This window comes from Ruegeria sp. AD2(2025) (assembly GCF_056542385.1).
Map to the genome: position 1 here is coordinate 129,160 of NZ_JBQFZS010000011.1, position 19,871 is coordinate 149,030.

Below are 19,871 nucleotides of genomic sequence, written 5' to 3' on the forward strand. Positions count from 1 at the left end.
AAATCTGCGGTACACTTAAGGCCATATCCACGGACTTATCAGAGGGAGGATAATCATGATCACCAAATTCGCCCGGCGCACGGCGCTTGCTACTCTGACTGCAGTCGGTCTTGCTGCAAGTGGGGTGGCGCCAGCCTTTGCCGACGACAAGATTACCCTGCGGATGGCGACATCCGGTTCCGAGACTGACCAGCGCTCGGTCGCCATGGCCGAGGTCTTTGCCCCGATGGTCGCGGATTTCGTGGACTATCAGCCAAGCTACAACGGCACCATCTTTGCACAGGGTACCGAACTTGATGCGATCAGCCGCGGTAACCTTGAAATGTCGATCACCTCGGCGCAAGAACTGGCTCAGTTTTTCCCCGAGTTCTCGATATTCACCGCCGGTTACGTCCACCAGGACGCCGCACACCAGGTTGCGGTCTTCAATGACCCGCTGATGGAACCGTTCAAGGAAGTCGTCGAGAACGATCTGGGCGTCAAGCTGTTATCGGTCATGTATTTGGGCCGTCGTCAAGTGAATCTGCGCCAAACCAAGGATGAACTGACTGTAAATACCCCTGCCGATCTGGCCGGAGTGAACCTGCGTATGCCGGGCACCGACGCATGGCAATTCCTGGGCAAGGCCCTGGGTGCCGCTCCCACGCCGATGTCCTTTTCCGAAGTCTACACCGCGCTTTCGACTGGTGCCGTCGATGGGCAGGACAACCCGCTTCCAACCGTTGTGGACGCCAAGTTTTATGAAGTCACGGGACAAATCGTCCTGACCTCACATCTGGTGGACCTAAACTACATCGCGATCGGAAAAGGCGTGTGGGACAGCATGACGCCTGAGCAGCAGGCAAAGGTTCAGGAAGCAGCAGATGCGGCCGCGGAATCAGGTCGTCAGGGCCAGCTCAAGAAAGAGGAGGAACTGGTCGCTTTTCTAGAAGAGCAGGGTCTGGCCGTCTATGAGCCTGATCTCGCCGCTTTCCGCGACCAGGTTCAGTCTATGTACCTTGAAAGCGAATTTGCTGCTTCCTGGCCAGAAGGTGCTCTGGAACAGATCAACGCCCTCGGTAACTGATCCAAAGACCGACTAAAACAGGGAGGATGTTATGAAAGTGCTAATCAAGGGGTTCTCCCGAATAACAGAAGCGATTGCCGCCGGAATGCTGGCGGCAATCTTCGGAATTTTCCTTCTGCAGATCGTTCTACGCTATTTCTTCACGCCGGCTGGCTGGACGCTGGAACTGATCGGAATTCTGTGGGTCTGGGTGATCTTTTTTGCCTGCGCCTTCACGGTACGCGAGGCAGACCATGTCCGCTTTGACATCATCTATCTGTCAGTGAGCCGCCGCACACGAACGATTTTCGCGTTAATTACGGCCGCCGCGATGGTGATCGGTATGCTTTATACACTGTTGCCGACCTGGGACTACATCGACTGGATGAAGATCCGGAAGACTACAACCGTGAAAAACCCGTTTACCGGCAACAAGATCCCGATGCGAGATGTCTTTTCGATCTATGCCGTTTTCATCGTGGCCGTGGCCGCGCGCTATGCCTGGATGTTCTTCGACATTTCGAAAAACGGTCCGCCCAAGACTGAACTCGAAATCGTGGTTGAAGCGATGCACGAGGAAGAAGGTAACTCCGCTGAAGGAAAAGAGAAATGAGCATCGAACTTCTCTCTTTGCTGGTAACCCTGTTCCTGCTTGCGGGAATAGGCACGCCGATTGGTTACTCCATCCTGCTTGCCTCGGTCGCCTATCTTGCTGTCGCCGGACTGGACGTCGCGCTGGCAGGTGAAAAAATCCTGCAGGGCTTTTACAAAAGTACGATCCTGCTTGCCGTGCCTTTGTTTATCGTTGCCGCCAACATCATGAATGCGGGCTCGATCACCGACCGCCTATTGAACTTTTGCGTGGCGGCCGTCGGACGGTTCAAAGGCGGTCTTGGGCACGTCAACGTGGTTGCATCGCTAATCTTTTCCGGCATGTCCGGGTCGGCGGTCGCTGATGCGGCGGGGATTGGCAAGATCATCATCGAAATGATGACCAAGGACGGTCGCTATCCACGCGGATACGCCGCCGCGATCACCGCAGCCTCTGCCACAATTGGACCAATCATTCCGCCTTCGATTCCGATGGTTCTTTATGCGCTGGTCTCCAAGGCGTCGATCGGCTCTCTATTCCTGGCCGGGATCCTGCCGGGGCTGATCATGGGTGCGGTTCTGATGGCAATGAACACTTATCTGGCGAAAAAGCGCAACTTCGCTCTGGAAGAGCCGGTGCCGCTAAGATTACTGCCAGCGAAAACGGCCAACGCGTTTCCGGCTCTGCTGATGCCGGCGATCCTGCTTTACGGGATTTACGGTGGGGTCACGACCCCGACGGAAGCCGCTGCCGTGGCCGCTTTCTATGCGTTATCGTTGGCGGCGATGTTCTACCGAGCAATCTCGCTGGGCAAGCTGTATCAAGTCTTCGTCGAAAGCGCGCGTTCATCGGCCTCAGTCGGAATTGTTATTGGCGGCGCGTTTATCCTGAATTTCATCGTGATACAGGAACAGATTCCACAGTCGATCTCGGCCCTGCTGGAAGGGGCCGATGTTCATCCGCTTCTGTTCTTGGTCCTCGTGAATATCCTGATCCTGGTTCTGGGGTGTGTGCTGGATGCGACCACAATTATCCTCGTGATCGTTCCGCTCTTCATCCCTACCTGTGAAGCGTTGGGTATCGACCTTGTGCACTTCGGTGTATTGGTCGTCGTGAACTCGATGATCGGATTGATCACGCCACCCTATGGCATCCTGCTATTCGTGATCAATGCCGTGACAGATATTCCGCTGCGCGAGATCATTTCCGAGGTCTGGGCCTTCTTGGCGGTGCTGATTATAGCGCTAATTGCGATGATGCTAATGCCCGACATTATCCTCTGGCTGCCGAGACTCCTAGGGTATCAGGGCTAATGCGGCTTTGCGTCGCCACGACATCAGTTCCTGGCGATCTCTTTCAAAAACTTGAAGAGATCGCCAGGACCGGTTTTAGTGGGATTGAGCTATACGAGCCTGACCTCACCGGTTCAGCCGCCAATGTCACCGAAATTGGCAGGCGGGCCAAAGCTCTCGGTCTAGCTGTCGAGGTTTTCCAACCATTTCACGATTTCGAAGGGCTTATCGGCTCCGCCCGCGAACTTGCCTTCGCTCGGCTGGATCAAAAGCTAGACCTGATGAGCGCGCTAGGTGCTAAGACACTTTTGGTCGGCACGTCGACACACCCGTCTGCCAGCGGTGATGTAGGCGCAACTTGCGCCGATCTTACCGCGCTCGCCGAAAGGGTCGGACAGGCAGGCTGCCGAGCCGCGTTGCTCGCGCTGCCTTGGGCGCAGCATGTCAAAAGCGAGGCAGAGGCTTTGCGGTTGGTGGAAGCCGTCGATTCTCCGCATCTGGGGCTGGCGCTCAACTCTTTCTTCTCGCTGGCGGACGGTTCCCGGCCCGCACGTTTACGCGATATTCCCGGGCAGCGGTTATTTCATGTTCAACTATCCGACGCGCCGATACTGAATTTTGACATTTCGCGCCTAAAAAGCCATTTCGGCCGGTTGCCGGGGCAAGGCGGCCTGAACCTAGATGGGTTTGTGCGGGTGATCGCCCGGTCGGGATATGACGGGCCTTGGTCGCTGGCCCGGGTCAGCGATACTGCACAGGGCAGCCGCAAAACCTATGCTCGCGATGGGTTCCGGGCACTGGTTTCGCTCTTGGACGGAGCTGCACAAAGCGAGCCGTCACTAGTACCGCCTCTGCCCAACCTGCCACCTCCGGTCTATCCCAAAGGGATCGAATTTGTGGAATTCGCGACCGACGCCGGTTCCCACGCTACACTGACCGATATGCTTGGCAGCCTTTGCTTTCGCAAGGAGCGTCAGCACGTTTCGAAATCGGTCGAGTTGTGGCGTCAAGGTGCGATCAATCTGGTCATCAACGCTGAGGTAACAGGCTTTGCTGCAGATGCCTTTGCCGAACACGGGCCCTCGGTCTGCGACATGGGCCTCCGCGTCAGTGATGCGGCCCAGACAGTCGAACGCGCCACCCGTCTAGGCGCGCCCGAATTTTCGCAGCCGGTCGGAACCGGTGAATTAGACATTCCAGCGATCAAGGGGGTCGGAGGAAGCGTTGTGCACTTCATAGACGAAAAATCCGATCTGCACCGGGTCTGGGACATAGAGTTCGATGCCGTGCCCAAGACCGAGGCGATCCCGCCTGCGGGTCTGCGACGGATCGACCATATAGCCCAGACCATGCGCTATCAGGAAATGCAAAGCTGGCTGACCTACTACACCTCAACATTCGAGATGGAGAAGGCGCCAGTTGTCGATGTGGCGGACCCTTCGGGTATCATCCTCAGCCAGGCGCTGGCCAGTCCCGAAGGCGAAGTTCGGCTCAACCTCAACGGGGCAGGTGAACGGCGCACTTTCGCCGGAGCGTTTCTGGCCGACCAGATTGGTGCGGGCGTGCAGCATATCGCGTTTCTGACTGACGATATTTTCGAGACCTCTGCACATTTGCGCGCTGCGGGGTTCCAGCGGTTGGAGATGCCGGGCAATTACTATGATAATCTGGCTGTAACCTTCCCGCTGGAATCCGATCTGATCGACCAGCTTCGCTCCGGGCACATTCTTTACGACCGTGTCGGCGGCGCGGAGTATTTTCAGATCTACAGTGCCCCGATTTTTCGCGGGTTCTTTTTCGAAATCGTCCAGCGGAAGGGCGGATACCAAGGATACGGTGCGCGCAACGCACCCATTCGCCTCGCCGCGCAAATGCACCATCTACAGGAAAGACAGGCTTTATGAACGAAGACACGGATGCGATCCGCCACTGGTGGCGTACCTCCATCGTCGACATGAAACCCGGACAGATCGCGTTTCGTGGCCATCCCATTGAGGATCTGATCGGGAACGTATCTTTCCCGCAGATGATCTGGCTGATGGTGCGGGGCGATCTGCCCAGCGACGCACAAGCGCGCCTGTTCGAGGCCGCTTTGGTCGCGGGCGTTGATCACGGCCCGCAAGCTCCCTCAATCGCGGCTGCTCGTATGGCCGCCACCTGCGGTGTAGGTCTCAATAATGCGATGGCGACTGCGGTGAACATGCTGGGCGACGTGCACGGCGGGGCAGGCGAGCAGTGTGCAGAGCTTTACTATGATATCGCGGTCCGCATGGATGCGGGAGCTTCGCTGAATGACGCTGTTCGGGATGGTTTGGACAGCTGGCGCGAGACCTATGGCAAGATCGTATCGGGCTTTGGTCACAGGTTTCACAAGCCCGTCGATCCACGCGCACCACGATTGATGCAACTTGTTCGAGATGCGGCGGCAGAAGGCACAGTTTCTGGCCGGTTTGCCGATATCGGAGAAGAGGTTCAGGCCGAACTCGGTCGTCAACGAGGCGGTCGGCCAATTGCCATGAATATCGATGGCGCGACAGCTGTGATCTTCTGCGAGCTTGGCTTTCCTGCGCCCTTGTCGCGGGGGCTGTTTTGCCTGTCCCGCTCGGTTGGAATACTTGCACACGCTTGGGAGCAGATGAACCAGGGGGGGCGGAACAAAGGGCCGATGCCCCCGAATTACTTACCCCTCTACGAAGACAGGAATGATGACACGTGAGACATCGAAATCCTTCCGGGTCGGCCTTATAGGCTGTGGTCGTATCAGCGATATCTATCTAAAAACACTATCCAAATTCTCAAACGTCGAGGTCGTGGCTTGCGCGAGCCTCGATCCATTAGAAAGCCGCGCCAAGGCGGATCAATACGGCATCTCCAAGGCCTGCACACCGGATGAGGTGTTCGATGATCCTACGATTGACTGCGTTCTGAACCTGACGATCCCGGCAGCCCATGCCGACATCAGCCTGCGCGCCTTGGAGGCGGGCAAGCACGTCTATTCGGAAAAACCGCTGGTCATGAACCGGACGGATGGCAAGGCGATCCTGTACGCGGCCGCTGAAAAGGGGCTGCTGGTCGGTTGCGCGCCCGACACGTTTCTGGGCGGTCGTTGGCAAACAGTTCGACATTTGATCGATGAAGGCGCAATCGGGAAACCAACTGGGGTATTTGCCCATGTCGGAACCCACGGGACCGAACGCCATCATCCCAATCCGGATTTCTACTATCAGACCGGGGGTGGGCCATTGCTGGACCTTGGGCCATATTACCTGACGGCGATGGTCTGTTGTCTTGGTCCGGTTGATCGCGTTGCAGGAATGGCTCGGCGCACGTTCGACAAGCGGATGATCGAGAACGGTCCCCGAAACGGGGAATGGATGGACGTCGAGGTCGACACGCATTCGCTTAGCCTATTGCAGTTCTCATCCGGCGCAATCGGGTCGATGACCATGAGTTTCGACGTCTGGGACAGCGAAACCCCACGGTTCGAGATCTATGGTGAAAACGGAACCATCAGCATCCCTGACCCTGACCCGGTTCATGGTGCCAATATCTTTCAAGGGGATGTCTGGCTGAAAACGCGGGAGACCTCGCGCTGGTCTCATAAGCCTCGTCCAACCGGTCGCGAAGACTGGCAGGTGGTCGAAAACAAACACGGGTTCAACGAAGACAGCCGCGGCATTGGTCTTTTGGACCTTGCTCTCGCCGCACAGGAAGGACGCCAACCCCGTGCAAGTGGAGCGCTTGCCTACCACGTTTTCGAGGTCATGGACGCAATTGAACGGGCGCCGAAATTTGGCGCCTATCAGACGATAGAAAGCCGTTGCGCGGCTCCGGAGCCTTTGCCGGTCGAATTCCTTGACGATGAGAGGAAGGAATTGGTTCATGCCGATTGATACACTCGACTTTGCTCAGCCATTCTTTCGCGTCCAGCACATCACTGACGAGCACAGAATTTCTATCGAGGGCCGCACCATCGTCCTTAACCTTGGGGGGCGAAATCTCTCTGTCGAGGATCAGACCGTTGCACCGCTTTCCTCCGTTATCGTGCAAGATAGCGCGCTCAAAGGTGTGGAACGCGCAGTAATTGTCCACGATTTCGACGCCCATGCCGATGACAACGAGTTGTTTGAGCGGGTGAAAGATACGTGGCCATCTGCTTTTGATATCCGCCATGAGGAGCGTCTGCGCGGTGTCAGCCACTATATGTCGCCAAAGGTCTTCGTCGGTAACGTTGGACTGACCATGTACCATTCCGGCTCGGTTCCGTTGAATGTTGGATTGCACAAGGATCATCCATTCTGCCCAGTACCGGGGTTCCGCGAAGTGCATACGCAAATCGTAGGCTTTGGCAAAATGCAGCAATGCCGCGAACGGGACGTCGCGACCCTTTATCTCGAAGAATTCATGGCCCCCGGCACGACGCACAAACCGATGTATGACGCCAAAGGCAACTATCCCTGGCATCAATACGAGACCATTACCCCCAGTATCTTCATGGCTGTGGAAATACTGCCGGAAGGCGTAGGGGTCCCGGAAATGGAGGTTCAGAATGGCTGAGAGACTTCTACCCAATAACCTGAATTTTAACGGTTCTTTCCCCCGGTTGTCGCGCCGTTTGCGGCTGGGCGTTGTTGGCGGAGGGCGGATCTCTGTCACGCAAGCAACGGCTGCGCGGATGACCGATCGGTGGGAGGTCGCCGCAGGCGCGCTCAGTTCTGACGCCGCGCGCAGCAAGGCGCGCGGAGCCGAGTGGTTCCTGCCGGCAGACCGGTGCTATGTGTCGTTCGACGTGATGGCGCAGGCTGAGGCAGCGCGCCCGGATGGCGTAGATGCCGTCATGATCACCACCCCGAACCACGTTCATTTTGAAGCTTCCAAAGCGTTTCTGGAGGCGGGCATTGACGTGCTGTGCGACAAGCCCCTGACCAACGAAGTCGCCGAGGCTGAGGGGCTTGAGAAGATCACCGCGCGCACCGGGCAGGTCTTTGCCGTCGGTTATGCGATGTCGTGCTTTCCGGTGATCCGGCAAGCGAAACAGATCGTGGCCGATGGCGGTATCGGCAACATCAACCAGATCCATGTTGAGTTTATGCAAGACTGGATGACGCCCGATGATGTGGCTGATGCGCCCCACGTCAAATGGCGGCTGGACCCAGAGATTTCTGGCCCGACCAGCTGTGTCGGCGATATCGGCACCCATGCCGCGCATCTCGCAAGTTTTGTCTCGGGCTTGCCGATGACCGACCTGAGGGCCGAGCTCCATGTTTGCGGCGCGCCAAAGCCTTTGGAAGACACGGTGTTCATGTTCACCCGCTACCAAAATGAAGTTCCGGGAACCTTGATGGCAACGCGCCTTGCCCCCGGAAACCGGGGCGGATTGCGGTTGCGGATATTCGGGAGCGAAGGAGGTCTCGAGTGGGACTTGGAGAATTCGGAGCAGCTGAAGTTCAATAGGTTCGGCGAGCCAGATCGTATCATCAGCCGAGGTCACGGGCATGGCATCGGCCCCAGTGCAGAACGACTGATCCGTACCGCGCGCGGCTTCCCCGAAGGGATTATCGAAGCCTGGGCCAACCTCTATACGGAGTTTGCCATGGCGGTGGCTGCGCGCCGGGATGGACGTGACCTGCCCAATGGATGGATTGAGATGCCCGAGGTACACGATGGCGCGGCAGGTGTACGTTTCATCGAAGCGGCTGTAAGGTCGAACGAAAAGGGTGGGGTCTGGGTTAAAGTCTGATGTCAGGCTGATTTTGGCGCGGGGGCAATCGTCTATCTTCCCACCGAAAAAACGGTCGGAACTTCTAGGAAGGGCTTGTCGATGTCTGCGACGTTGATCATATGGTCGCCGCCTGACTAGCCGACTTGGAAAACGCGAATTCCTTCACCTCCTCCGATCAGGGCGTTGATAGCTACGCCGACAGCGTCTCACGGCGATGTGACTGGCTCGTACATTTGGGCTTGTTTACTGCGAGAAGATGCTTGCCTTCGATCTGCCACCCCTTGGGGCTATCGCAGCCGAGGCGGAAGAACGTGACGTCACCGCGGCCATGGTATTCAACCGGCGTTTCGACCTACAATCTATCGCCATTAATCTACTGTTACCGCAGACGAAATCGGAATCCCCAAGACGCTGAACATCGTACCCCGTACTGCACAGTCGTCAACACCGGCGTTAATCAAGACCTCCGCTGGCCTCTTTGCCGAAAAGGGCAGCCTTGTCTATGACCTCATGCGATAGATCTGTGCCGAGGTGACGGCCGAGGTTTTTGTCGCGGGCTCGGTGCTGGTCGATCCCGGATCCACAGATGTTGGCGAGGTCGACACCGCCAAATTTCCTTTGCGCATGCAATCAGGCAGGTTGCAGCAGTTCGATTTCAGTTGGAGCGCCTATGGTCAGAACGAATGCTTGGCGTGAACGGCGCAGCATATTTCTGAATTAGCCCGGCAACCACTGAGGGAAAACCGTTCAATTGCAAGGTAGTTGGCTAATTGGTCGAGTTCACGGCACGCAAACGGTATTCAATTGATGATTTACTTAATATCGGATATTTGTTAAATCATACGGCAAGGCATGCAACATCTGAGTCGGAAAGTGCAGTATATGACATCATTGCATAACCACACCGATGAACCACTCTATTCCTTGGCGCATCTGACGCTGATCGGCTGTACGCCGCCCGAGCTGGTCTATATCGCCGCCCGGGCAGGTTACGACGCCGTCAGCCCGCGGTTCATTCCGATGCATGTGCCCGGAGAATTCACTCAATCCCCGATCGACAAGGCGCAAGTGCAGGCCACCAAAACAGCGCTTTCCACGACCGGCTTGAAAGTCCTCGATGTCGAGCTTGCGCGCATCACCGAAGATGTCGATCCGCGCAGTTTTGAGCCTTCTCTTGAGATCGGTGGGGAACTGGGCGCCAAACGCATGATCATGAGCGCTTGGACCAACACCCGCGATGATCGTGACTTCCTGATCGACGTCTATTCTGAAACCTGCGAACTGGCGGCGCCCTATGGGCTGACGGTGGACTTGGAGTTTCCAAGCTTCTCGCGCTTGCGCACTTTGGACGAGGCGCTGGATATCGTCCGTGCCGCAGATCAACCGAATGGCGGTATTCTGGTCGATACGCTCTACCTGCATCTCAGCCGTGTGGATCTCGGAGAGCTCTTGCACGTCCCTTCGGACCTGTTTCACTTCCTACATATCTCTGATTGTCTGCCCGGCATCGCCGACACGCGCGAGGGCATGATCCAATTGGCCCGTGATGCGCGCCTCTATCCCGGCGAAGGCTGGATTGACTTCACCGGCATCATCGAACGGATGCCGCCCGTCGACTACTCCATTGAACTGCCCAACCAAAGCCGCGTTGCCGAGTTGGGATATGAAGAACACGCGCGTCGCTGTCTCAGCCACGCCAAGCGAACATTCGGCGAAGCGCGATCTCAGCGTCGTATGCCCGATGCAGCAATTCTAAAACACCAAGAGGATTATCATGGGCAAAGAGCTCACTGAAAACGACCGCAATATGGCGGCCGATATGCTGGAACGCGCCCGCGCCGCCATGGCCGAGATCGAGGATTGGGATCAGGACAGGCTGGACCGCCTGTCTCAGGCCATTGCGTGGTACGCAGGGAACGAGAAAACTTTTACGCGTCTGGCCCAGCAAGGCGTGGACGAAAGCGGCATCGGAGATCGCGAAGGGCGTCCCGCGAAGCGATTCAAGATTCACATGGTATTGCGTGATGTTCTGCGCACGCCGTCGACCGGTATCGTCGAGGTGGATGAAGAAAAGGGTCTGGTGAAATATGCCAAACCTGCCGGTGTGATCGCGTCTCTGATCCCCATGACCAATCCAGCGATGACACCACCGGTGACCGGTGTCTCCGCCGCGAACGCCCGGAACGCGGTCATCTTCAGCCCGCACCCGCGAACCGCCCATACCACCTATGAAATGGTCGAGGTCATGCGTGCAGCTTGTCGTGCCGCCGGAGCCCCCGAGGATTTGTTTCAATCCATTCGCAAGCCGTCGATCCCATTGACGCAGCATCTGATGGAGATTTGTGACCTGACGCTGGCGACGGGTGGCAAGCCCATGGTTAAAGCGGCCTATAGTTCAGGGCGTCCAGCCTATGGTGTCGGTGCAGGCAATTCGTCCATCGTCATCGATGAGACAGCCGACTTGGACATCGCCGCTCAGAATACACGAATTTCAAAGACGTCCGACTTTGGGTCTGGCTGCTCTGCAGATGGCAATATCATCATCCAGCGCTCGGTTTATGACGATATGATCAAGGCGCTGAAGGCCGAAGGCGGATACCTGTGTTCTGACGAAGAGAAGGCCATGCTCGAAGCGGCCATGTGGGATGAGAAGGGCAACCGTACCTTCCCGACTATCGCCTGTCCGCCTCAGCAAACGGCCAAGGTCGCCGGTTTCTCGATCCCTGAAGATCGCAAGTTCCTGATGGTCGAAAATCAGGGGCAAATCGGGCCGCAGCACAAGTTCTCCAAGGAAAAACTGACCACGCTGATGGCGCTATATCACTTCGACACATTCGATGATGCGCTGGAAACGGTCAGCCAGATTTACAACACCGGGGGCAAGGGCCATTCCTGCGGCATCTACAGTCACAATGACGATCACATCGACCGGTTGGCGCGCCTGGCTCCGGTCAGTCGCATGATGGTTCGACAGCCTCAGTCCAAGGCCAACGCAGGTGCCTGGACCAATGGCATGCCTATGACCAGCAGCCTGGGCTGCGGCATCTGGGGTGGCAACATCACCAATGAAAATGTCACCATGAAACACATGATGAACTACACCTGGGTCAGCCGCCCGATCCCCGAGGATCGCCCCTCGGAGCCGGACCTGTTCGGTGAGTTTTACGGACAGGAGGTCGCGTGATGGACGGAGCAAAACTGGAAGGCAAAACCGTTGCCGAGCACATCGTCGACTTCCTCGAACGCCGTGAGGTCAAGCATGTATTTGGCCTATGCGGGCACACGAACATCGCGGTTCTGGCCGCGCTGGCGGAAAGTCCCATCGATTTCGTCACCGTGCGGCATGAGCAAATCGCCAGCCATGCGGCTGATGCTTATGCCCGCGTGACTGGCACGGCCTCGGTGGTCTTGTCACACCTCTCCCCGGGGCTAACCAATTGCGCCACTGGGGTCGCAAATGCTGCGCTGGACTGCATCCCCATGGTGGTGATCGCGGGCGACATTCCCACGCATTTCTACGGCAAACATCCGCATCAGGAGGTGAACCTGCACGCGGACGCTGCCCAGTGGGAGATATATCGCCCATTTGTCAAACGCGCTTGGCGGGTGGACCGGGCAGATTTAATGGCCGAGATTCTGGAAAAGGCGTTCCATCTGGCTGAAAGCGGCCAACCCGGGCCGGTACTGGTCAATGTCCCCATGGACATCTTTTCAGAGGTGATCCCTTCGGACAGTTTCGATCGTATCCGCGACAACACGCGGGCGCTCAAGAAACCGTCGATTGACGACGAGACAGCGGGAGAGATTGTCGAAGCGTTGGCTAAAGCCGAAAACCCAGTCGCTTATGTCGGAGGTGGTATTCTTCTGGCACAGGCCAGCGAGGAGTTGCGAGAATTTGTTGAACATATGGGCCTGCCGGTCGCACATTCCCTGATGGGTAAAGGCGCGCTGCGGGACGACCATCCGCTTGTGCTGGGCATGACCGGGTTTTGGGGCACCGAACTGGTCAACCAGTCCTGCCTGAATGCGGACTACATCTTTGCCGTGGGCACTCGGTTCAAAGAGGCTGATTGTTCAAGTTGGTACCCTGGCTACACGTTCAACATTCCCGGATCGAAGGTCATTCATATCGACATTGAGCCGCAGGAGATCGGTCGGAACTATCCCACCGAGATCGGAGTCGTTGCGGACGCCAAGGCCGCATTGCGCGTTCTCAACCGGGTTGCCCGCGAGTTGCATCCGAACGGTTTCAACCGCCCCGCGCTGGAACAGCAGATCGCGGATTTCCGGGCAGAATTCAAAGCGCGCAACGTGGAAATGGCGACCTCGCCGGCCTTTCCGATGATGCCCGAGCGTATTCTGGCAGATACCCGCAAGGCACTGCCCGAGGATGCCATCATCACCACGGACGTTGGGTGGAATAAGAACGGCGTCGGGCAGCAGTTCGATATTCTGACGCCAGGTTCTATCCTGACGCCGGGTGGGTTCGCCACGATGGGCTTTGGCCCTCCGGGCGCGATTGGAGCAAAACTGGCAGCACCCGATCGTGTGGTGATCAGCCTGGTTGGCGATGGTGGTTTCGGTCAGAACCCCTCGATGCTGGCGACTGCCGTTGAACTTGATCTGGGCATCATCTGGCTGGTGATGAACAACAACGCCTTCGGCACCATCGCAGGTCTTCAAAAGGCGCATTACGGTCTGACCTATGGAACAACCTTCCCCGGATCAGCCGCCGCACCAGCAAACGGACCGGGCTATGCCGACATTGCGCGAGCCTACGGCGCGGAAGGGCATAGGCTAAGCGCCGCTGATGAGTTGTTGCCCGCATTGGAAGCGGCAATCGCCAGCGGCAAGCCAACTGTGCTCGATGTGCCAATGATCAACAACCCGACACCAACGACCGGACACTGGAACATCTTGGACATATACTCGCCTGACAAGGATGTCAGCCACGTGGCTACATAAAGTGCCGAGCATGACCGACGTCGAGTTCAACCGGACACCGGGAACAGGCATCAAAAGAGGAGCCGACGCATGTACAACCATATCTTGATCCCTGTCGCGTTGGACCATGAGGTCGATGTCAGGGAGATGATTGCCACGGCAAGGATTTTGCTCGCCAAGGGGGGCAAGATGACACTTGTAGCCGTCGTTGAGGATGCGCCGGTCTACGTGGCAGAATACGTAACGGTGAAGTCCGCCGAACACATTAACGAAGATCTCAAGAAGCGCTTGCGCGAGTTGGCAAAAGGCGAAAGCGGCCTTGAAATTGCGATTCTTTCTGGGAAACCGGGCGTGGCGATTCCCGATCTTGCATCGGAAACCGACGCCGATCTGATTGTTATCAATTCTCACAAGCCTGGCATTGAAGACTACTTCCTTGGATCGACAACCTCACGCGTAGTTCGACGCGCTCCATGTGCAGTATTGGTCCTTCGGTAAGGCGCGAGCGGCGGACGCATGCTAGCACATTGAGATGGGAGTGGAAACAACCTGGGGATCAAGCCGCTCGGAGTTGACCTTCGCCAAGCCTTCCATCCAGGACCGCTGTCACCCGGTGCGCGCCTTGCGGGGACCAACGCATCCGGCGCTTCTTGCCCATACGGGCGTTCGCGATGTCATTGACCAGCCCTTCTGCTCGCGATGTCGAGATTGCCTTCCCGCTTCGACCCCGGCGACCATAATCAACGAGAGCCACACGATTGTATTCGAGGTAGGTTCGCAGCTCCATTGCTCGTGCGACCGCAGAAAAGGCCGCTTCAATTTTTCGGCCAATTGTTTCGCGGCGCACACGCATACCGGTTCTGACGAGGGTTTCAATCGCATCAAGTGCCCGATCCGCCTGCCCGTGCCATATGCGCCATCGAAGGCTTTGTACCAATGGCTCAAGTTCTGGAACCTCGACCCCTCCCAGCAAAGAAAATAGAGTGCGAAATGTCGTTTCCACATGTCTGATGCGGATCGAAACATGCCACCAGTCCAGGACGTGACTGACATCCGCACCTGTGGCGTCCCTCACCAATCGGGGCAATGCAGGGTCACCATCAGACAGAACCGTAACGGTGGTGCCATCACGCCATTCGGCCGCTTCCAGATTTCGTCGCAGATGTTCGCGCGTATTGTTCGCACCAGTCACGCTCAAGCCAAATCGGCGTTTCTCGCATCCTTTGCTCTCGATGGAACCAACAATGACTTCCAAGTTCCGGCGTTGATACTCCGGTCTTGATCGGACATATGCGCTGTCCAGAAATACCGTAATCTCAGATAACTCAGTGCGTTGATTGGCTCCTGTAGCCACAAGAAATTCGCTGCAGGAAAGGTCATCAGCGATAGTCGCGACTCGGTTTCGGATCGTTACGTGATTCTGTTTAGTACAAGGTGTCAGTTCATTCGGAAGCCTTGCAGCTTCCCGAAAACTATGGCGCGCTCCCAGTTCTGCCTGCAGTCGTCGAAGCTCTGGCGTAGCGCTGTCCGGCAAAAGGCGCGTCAGAGGAGAGTACGCTACTTTCAACGTTGGAATTCTCGGGAGACCACACATGCATATTTGAACCTGTGGCCCTACGACGATGACCCGACCGAAAAGCGTGTCAATACGGCGTCGGCGGCGGTCATGAACCGGTAGATAGGTGCCGCAAAACGGCAGACTCGAGCGATTTCGCCGATCTCTTCGACCTGATCCTGCAGCAGCGCGCGCTGGATCCCATTACATATTGATTTCGCTTCGGCCAGACACAGTCCAAGGTCTTCGTCGGACGCATCAACCGACCGGCGTTCCAGGGTGCAAATCTCGTGTGATCGCTTCTCGCCCCAACCAAACTCAGTCTCTAACCTGATCTTGAATTTCATCGCTATGCCTCCTGCAAAAACAACGAGACATTAGATCAGAATCTTCAGGTATCCCCACATTCTTTCCACTCCCTGGGTATTGCTCCATAGCTGCCGTCTCTCTTTTTTGGCGGTATGCCTGGGGATAAGAAACAGATCAGGGTTGACCTGGGGGGTCAGATGCAACGCTTACCATTGTTCTTTCCTACACGCCGGCGAGTCTCCGACGGAAGTTCACCAAAGAACTCTCGATAGTCGCTCGAAAGCCAGCCAAGATGCCAGATATCAAACTGCGCAGCAATATCACCAATGGTTTGACTTTGGTTTTCGGGCTTCAACAAGGCTGATCTAAAACTATTGAGCTTGATTGCTTTGTTGTATTCCAAAGGGCTCTGTTGAAAATACTCACGGAATATCTTCTCAAGAGATCTTCGTGAAACGCCCAAACGATCCGCAATTTCCTGAGGCGCAAAGTTCAAGCCCAAGTTTTTCCGGAATTCTCGTTGAACGACACCAGCTAGACGTGCCCGATGGTCCAGCGTCTCTTTTACCAAAAGAGAAGTGGCGACATGAGCATCCGATGCGACCCCAACCAAGAACTGGATGAGCGCGCCCTTGGAACTTTGAACAACTCCAGGAAAGGAATTGTGATTTTTTTCAGAAGTAAGGCGAGCCAGAAACGCAACTGAAGCGCGAAGATGTTTGGTTGTGGCAGAATGAACGAAGAACTGCGTCGACATCGCAATTCGCCTGCACACATCATCTCTTAGTAGCGCATCACCAAGCGCATTCTCAAACGCCACTTTATCGACACTTACAACACAGAACCCGGTATTGGCTTCTGCCCTGCAGTCGAATTGCGCTCCAGGTGGCATGATAAATATGTGATCACCTGTAAAGCTGACCCTGCCAAACATGCTTTCCGAATTTCCGTGTGTAAGAAAAGCAAACCCGTATCGGTCCTGAGGCGACGCTCCCCATTGGTCCATTCTTTGGTTAAAGGTCTCGAAATAGAGGCCAAGTTCAGAATCAATATCGATCGTTTCAAAATGCCCCTTGAAGAGACCTGCACTCATCTGTTGATACTGCTGGTCAAATCCAGCCAAACAGGCCGCCTGATCATCGATGTTGAAGAAAGTGTGTGACCACCGCAACGGCATTTTTTTTTCGCCAATCGGATATGCTTGCGGTTCCTGCTCATTCATCCTTGGCTCCCTTCGCTGCCCGGCTGGATTTGACCAGCAATCCAAAGACCTGAGCACTCGAAGGGGAGACTGAATCCGCCGCACAAGCAACTCCAGAAGGACTTCGAGTTGTACATTAGGAATGTACAATTTCTCCGAAGCAGAAATTTGATCTAAATCAAGACGGTAGACACTAAATCGTGAACAAAAAAGGGGAAGTTTTGCAATTGCTTCTCCATGGCATCTAACAAAGGCTTCAAAAGCCTAAGTCTTAATTTAGAAAACCCAAATCTATCATTGAGAGCTGCGCGAGCGTGTTTCGCAAACCGGATAAGCGTATCGCTCATTGCCTTGCGTTATGGGAGCTATTGAAACTTTTTCTTCGCATCCCGGATAACGGTTCTGTAAGCGAATCGTTTAAACTCTAGGTTACAAGCCAAGTTGTGCTCATGCGGTCTATCACACTAGCAAGATACAGAAACAAGGAGCGGGAAGGTTAGAGAATAACAGCGAATGATGGTATTAGGCTTCGTCGTTTGATCCGAATCCACCAACCAGCCAAACCACTCACACCAAAATACGCCTCGGCGTATCTCGGCGTTGCACCGAATTGTGGCTTCCGCCGACCCCCTCCATTCGGTGCAACGCTAATCCAAAGGAGATCATTCAAGTACTACTAAACAAAATACTGCCAAAGGGATGGAAATGGCCAGTTTCGGAATGTCGGCGTTTAATAGCAGACTATGACCACCACTCACTCACTTCAAAGTTTAAGGATGGAGGATTTGACTTTTGCTTCAAAGCTGTCATAGCAGCACTCGAATACGCCTTGGGTTTATCTGGGTGTTACATTGTGTTGGCTATGACGCACGTTCGAGTATAGGTGCCAAAAGGGGGTATTATCCGTTAGGTTTACGCCTGAACACTACCAATCTTTGGAGTGGGCGGTTTGAGCTTCTGATGTGATGCCTTAGGCTTAGCAAATTGCGTTATCAAAGGACAACCCTAAATAAGATGAATACTAATGCTTGCAGGCTATTTCGAACACTAGTCTATAAGCCGCAAATAGGCGTGGTGACGACTGGTGGCGACATCGAACATGGCATTTGTAAAAATTGCGGAACCTATCTGGTGTCCAGAGAGGATTTTTTCTGCTGGAAATGCGGGATACGACACCCCAACGAAATTGGCAAAGGGCAAAAAGTATCGGTTTTCCGACTCTTCATCAAAGCGGTGATTATGAGCGCAGCAATTACCTATCTCCTATTTGCTTTCGAAAAAAACTTCAAATTTTTATCCTAATGGACAGAATTCGAAAAAGACTGCCCCCACAGCAAGAAAGAAAGATTTGCGAATTGGGTAAGTTCTCTATTTCCAATTCGAATCAAATGGTTAGATCATTTCTAAGAAATGAAAACGCAAATGATTAGTTGGGAATTGTGATGATTATTTCCTACAGCGGATTACAATCCCGGTTTGCAACGATAGCCCAATTGCGAGGCATCATGCATGAACTTCTACAAGGAGAGCTGCGGAAAACGGCGTGAACTGGGAGTGGGAAGAATGATGCGAGCGAGGAACTGAATACATGACCCGCTTGCCTTAAGTTCTACCGTGCCAGACGAACGACAAGAGGAAAACGGGTGGCGAACTACACACTTGCAATCCTGCCAGAAAGCCAAATCACCGTTACAGGTGGCGTAGGGCTGGATGGGGTAACTCAAGGAGATGGGTCTCATCTGGTTGGTGAATTCATAACCTTGGGAACAGGAGCGCTAACATCTCTCAATATCTCAGACGGTGGGACTGACACCAGTTTTGACGACAATGATGGCAATCAGCGGTTAGACGGCGCACAATCTCTGGATGGTATTGCGTATGCGGATAACACTCGCATAGAGGCTGAGTTCCAGTTCACCCTGCGTGACAACAACACCGGAGAGACCTATCAGATTATCGGCGTCAACATTATTAACTCGGCACCTGCATTTGGTACAATTGAAGGGTTGGCGTTCGTAGGTGATTTCCCGCCACGCGGCATTGCTTTGGAAGTCATTTCAGCGGCTGAAGGCCCCGGCTCTTCAGGTCAGCTGCCCATCGATGCTACGGATTTTGTCACCTGCTTCACGGGCGGCACTAGAATACTAACAAATCGAGGTGAAGTTTCGATCTGTGAGCTAAACTCAGGAGACACGGTTCTTACTGCCGAGGGGTTACTGGCCCAAATACGTTGGATTGGTCGTCGTGAGTTTAGTTTCAGCGCGCTACTCGAAAACGCTAAGCTTTGCCCGGTCCGTATCTCAGCGGGAGCCCTGGGGCTTGGGCTACCGAAACGCGATCTACTCGTTTCGCGCCAGCATCGAATGATGGTGCAGTCAAAGATCGCTGGACGTATGTTTGGAGAAACAGAAGTTCTGGTTCCAGCGATTAAACTGACCGAATTGCCAGATATATTCTTAGATGAAACCGTCAATCAGGTGGCGTATTATCACCTTCTCCTTGACCAACATGAGATCATTTACGCTGAAGGTGCACCAAGCGAAAGCCTGTTTACCGGTCCGGAGGTTTTGAAAGGATTAGGCCCCGAGGCACAGGAAGAAATTATGTTGATTTTTCCAGAATCTAGGGAACTGTCTAATCCGATGGAACCCGCTCGATACATCCCATGTGGTAGACAGCAAAAAAAGCTCGTCGCGCGACATTTGAAGAACAACAAACCTCTACTCGCCTAAGAGCTTTGAATGGCCTCGCGTCAGTGACGGGGTGATGACCATGACCAAGTCACAGTTTGAGGCCCTTTTTGAAGGGCTCGACTGGAAGCGAGTGGTGGCACGCGGAACACGGCATCCGGTTGGTGTCTGAGTATTGATAACAATGAAGGGGCTATCCCCCTTTCGGGACAGTCTTGTCTTCGACCCTTCTGTCGAAGGGTGACGATATTGTCCTGCTTTCCAGCCTCTTGGGTTTCGCGTATTCTTTGAGCTGTCGCGTAAGTTCTCTTGGTAGGCACATACTCAGTCGAATGCGTTAGGCCGTTCCCGTGTGTTATCTCAAACCACTTCCAATTGAGTTCAGAGATCGCACACTGGACAGTCTTCTTAGTGAAACCGAGCGCCTTGGTGAGCAGCCTCATCTGACTGGTCCAAATTGATTGTTAGTGCATCATCGGCCTGTGATCCATCGGGATGATGGTTTCGGGTGCTGGCGGGCG

At 55.0% G+C, this 19,871-nt stretch carries 14 protein-coding genes and 2 pseudogenes; 14 read left to right on the plus strand and 2 right to left on the minus strand.

From position 1 onward, the window contains the following. The first annotated feature begins 55 nt into the window (after window positions 1-55). The 12 genes from dctP (at window position 56) to ACR1XV_RS18665 (ending at window position 14,093) form a co-directional block, all read left to right on the plus strand. Complete coding sequence (gene dctP, locus ACR1XV_RS18610; RefSeq protein WP_480534096.1) at window positions 56-1,066, plus strand: TRAP transporter substrate-binding protein DctP; 1,011 nt, start codon at window positions 56-58, stop codon at window positions 1,064-1,066. A 31-nt stretch (window positions 1,067-1,097) separates the two neighbouring features. Continuing rightward, window positions 1,098-1,658, plus strand: a complete 561-nt coding sequence (locus ACR1XV_RS18615) for a TRAP transporter small permease (protein ID WP_480534098.1) — start codon at window positions 1,098-1,100, stop codon at window positions 1,656-1,658. Continuing rightward, the gene (locus ACR1XV_RS18620; protein ID WP_480534100.1) at window positions 1,655-2,950 is read left to right on the plus strand and encodes a TRAP transporter large permease; all 1,296 of its coding nucleotides are present in this window, start codon (window positions 1,655-1,657) and stop codon (window positions 2,948-2,950) included. Before ACR1XV_RS18615 ends, ACR1XV_RS18620 begins: the two co-directional genes overlap by 4 nt. Beyond that, entirely contained in the window at window positions 2,950-4,833 is a 1,884-nt protein-coding gene (locus ACR1XV_RS18625) for a bifunctional sugar phosphate isomerase/epimerase/4-hydroxyphenylpyruvate dioxygenase family protein (protein ID WP_480534102.1), read from the plus strand. Before ACR1XV_RS18620 ends, ACR1XV_RS18625 begins: the two co-directional genes overlap by 1 nt. Next, the gene (locus ACR1XV_RS18630) at window positions 4,830-5,645 is read left to right on the plus strand and encodes a citryl-CoA lyase (RefSeq protein ID WP_480534104.1); all 816 of its coding nucleotides are present in this window, start codon (window positions 4,830-4,832) and stop codon (window positions 5,643-5,645) included. The genes ACR1XV_RS18625 and ACR1XV_RS18630 overlap by 4 nt, the downstream gene beginning before the upstream one ends. Next, on the plus strand, window positions 5,635-6,822 hold the full coding sequence (locus ACR1XV_RS18635; RefSeq protein WP_480534106.1) for a Gfo/Idh/MocA family protein: 1,188 nt from the start codon (window positions 5,635-5,637) through the stop codon (window positions 6,820-6,822). The genes ACR1XV_RS18630 and ACR1XV_RS18635 overlap by 11 nt, the downstream gene beginning before the upstream one ends. After that, a complete protein-coding gene (locus tag ACR1XV_RS18640; protein WP_480534108.1) occupies window positions 6,812-7,486 on the plus strand; it encodes a hypothetical protein in 675 nt (224 codons plus the stop codon). The genes ACR1XV_RS18635 and ACR1XV_RS18640 overlap by 11 nt, the downstream gene beginning before the upstream one ends. After that, window positions 7,479-8,669, plus strand: a complete 1,191-nt coding sequence (locus tag ACR1XV_RS18645; protein ID WP_480534110.1) for a Gfo/Idh/MocA family protein — start codon at window positions 7,479-7,481, stop codon at window positions 8,667-8,669. The genes ACR1XV_RS18640 and ACR1XV_RS18645 overlap by 8 nt, the downstream gene beginning before the upstream one ends. A gap of 864 nt (window positions 8,670-9,533) precedes the next feature. Continuing rightward, window positions 9,534-10,445 (plus strand): sugar phosphate isomerase/epimerase family protein, encoded by a 912-nt coding sequence (locus ACR1XV_RS18650; protein ID WP_480534112.1) that lies wholly within the window; start codon window positions 9,534-9,536, stop codon window positions 10,443-10,445. Then, complete coding sequence (locus tag ACR1XV_RS18655; protein WP_480534113.1) at window positions 10,426-11,835, plus strand: aldehyde dehydrogenase family protein; 1,410 nt, start codon at window positions 10,426-10,428, stop codon at window positions 11,833-11,835. Before ACR1XV_RS18650 ends, ACR1XV_RS18655 begins: the two co-directional genes overlap by 20 nt. Continuing rightward, complete coding sequence (locus ACR1XV_RS18660; RefSeq protein WP_480534115.1) at window positions 11,835-13,616, plus strand: thiamine pyrophosphate-binding protein; 1,782 nt, start codon at window positions 11,835-11,837, stop codon at window positions 13,614-13,616. Before ACR1XV_RS18655 ends, ACR1XV_RS18660 begins: the two co-directional genes overlap by 1 nt. A 69-nt stretch (window positions 13,617-13,685) precedes the next feature. Beyond that, window positions 13,686-14,093, plus strand: a complete 408-nt coding sequence (locus tag ACR1XV_RS18665; protein ID WP_480534117.1) for a universal stress protein — start codon at window positions 13,686-13,688, stop codon at window positions 14,091-14,093. A gap of 58 nt (window positions 14,094-14,151) precedes the next feature. On the opposite strand, the pseudogene ACR1XV_RS18670 reads toward ACR1XV_RS18665, so the two are convergent. Next, window positions 14,152-15,497 (minus strand): annotated as a pseudogene (locus tag ACR1XV_RS18670) (ISKra4 family transposase). A 155-nt stretch (window positions 15,498-15,652) separates the two neighbouring features. Further along, a complete protein-coding gene (locus ACR1XV_RS18675; RefSeq protein WP_480534119.1) occupies window positions 15,653-16,681 on the minus strand; it encodes an AraC family transcriptional regulator in 1,029 nt (342 codons plus the stop codon). A gap of 1,622 nt (window positions 16,682-18,303) precedes the next feature. On the opposite strand from ACR1XV_RS18675, the gene ACR1XV_RS18680 reads away from it, so the two are divergent. Next, complete coding sequence (locus ACR1XV_RS18680; protein WP_480534121.1) at window positions 18,304-19,392, plus strand: Hint domain-containing protein; 1,089 nt, start codon at window positions 18,304-18,306, stop codon at window positions 19,390-19,392. A gap of 10 nt (window positions 19,393-19,402) precedes the next feature. Further along, a pseudogene (locus ACR1XV_RS18685) lies at window positions 19,403-19,522 on the plus strand (hypothetical protein); the annotation flags it as partial. Window positions 19,523-19,871 lie beyond the last annotated feature (349 nt).